At 74.2% G+C, this 1032-nt stretch carries 1 protein-coding gene; it reads right to left on the reverse strand.

Annotated features, from left to right (window positions below; genetic code table 11):
* On the reverse strand, positions 1-996 hold a 996-nt coding region (locus tag AB0N07_RS52215), incomplete at its 3' end, for an aldehyde dehydrogenase family protein (protein ID WP_365848183.1).
* Between the last annotated feature and the right edge of the window lie 36 nt (positions 997-1032).

The following is a 1032-nucleotide window of genomic DNA, read 5'->3' on the forward strand; positions in this document are numbered from 1 at the left end:
CGCGCCCATCCCGGACGCGCCGATCCCGCCGAACGGCAGCGTCGCGATGCCGGCGTGCAGCAGGCCGACGTCGTAGCCGAGGCCGCCGGCCTGCACCTGGTCGTCGAACGCGCGGTGGTAGCTCGGCCGGTCCGTGAACAGGTAGGCGGCCAGCGGGTGCGGACGCTCCGCGATGAAGTCCAGGGCGTCCTGGAAGGTGTCCACGGTCAGCACGGGCAGGATCGGGCCGAACAGCTCCTCCTGCATGAGCGCGCCGTCCGGCTTGACGCCCGTCACCACGGTCGGCGCCATGTACCGCTCCGCCACGTCCACGTCGCCGCCGACGAGCAGCTCGGCGCCGGCGTCGAGGTCCGCCTGGAGCATCTCCCGCAGCCGCTCCGCGTGCTCGGCGGAGATGAGCCGGCCGTAGTCCTTCGACGCGCGGGGGTCGTCGCCGTAGAACTCGCGCAGGGCTGCGGGGAGCTCGGCGGTCACCTGGCGCAGCGCGGCCTCGCCGACGGCCAGCACGTAGTCCGGGGCCACGCACGTCTGGCCCGCGTTGGTGAACTTCGCCCAGGCGATGCGGCGGGCCATCGCGCCCGTGTTCCGCGACGGCGTCACCACCGCCGGCGACTTGCCGCCCAGCTCGAGCGTCACGGGGGAGAGGGTCTTCGCCGCCGCCTCGTAGACGATCCGGCCCACGCGCTCCCCGCCGGTGTAGAGGATGTGGTCCCACGGCTCCGCCAGCAGCTCGGTGTTGCACTCCTTGCCGCCCGCCACCACGGAGACCAGCGCGGAGTCCAGGTACTGCGGCACCAGCTCCCGCAGCGCCGCCGCCGTGGCCGGGGCCTTCTCCGACGGGCTGAGCACCACCGTGTTGCCGGCCGCCAGCGCGCCCACGACCGGGGCGAGCGCGAGCTGCACCGGGTAGTTCCACGCGCCGATGACCAGCACGAGACCCTTGGGTCGCGGCCGGACCTCCGCGCTCGCGGGCCGCAGGGCCAGCGGCAGCTTCACGGGCCGCGGCTCCATCCAGTCGGTCAGGTGCAGCAG

The organism is Streptomyces sp. NPDC051172 (assembly GCF_040682555.1).
Lineage (GTDB): Bacteria > Actinomycetota > Actinomycetes > Streptomycetales > Streptomycetaceae > Streptomyces.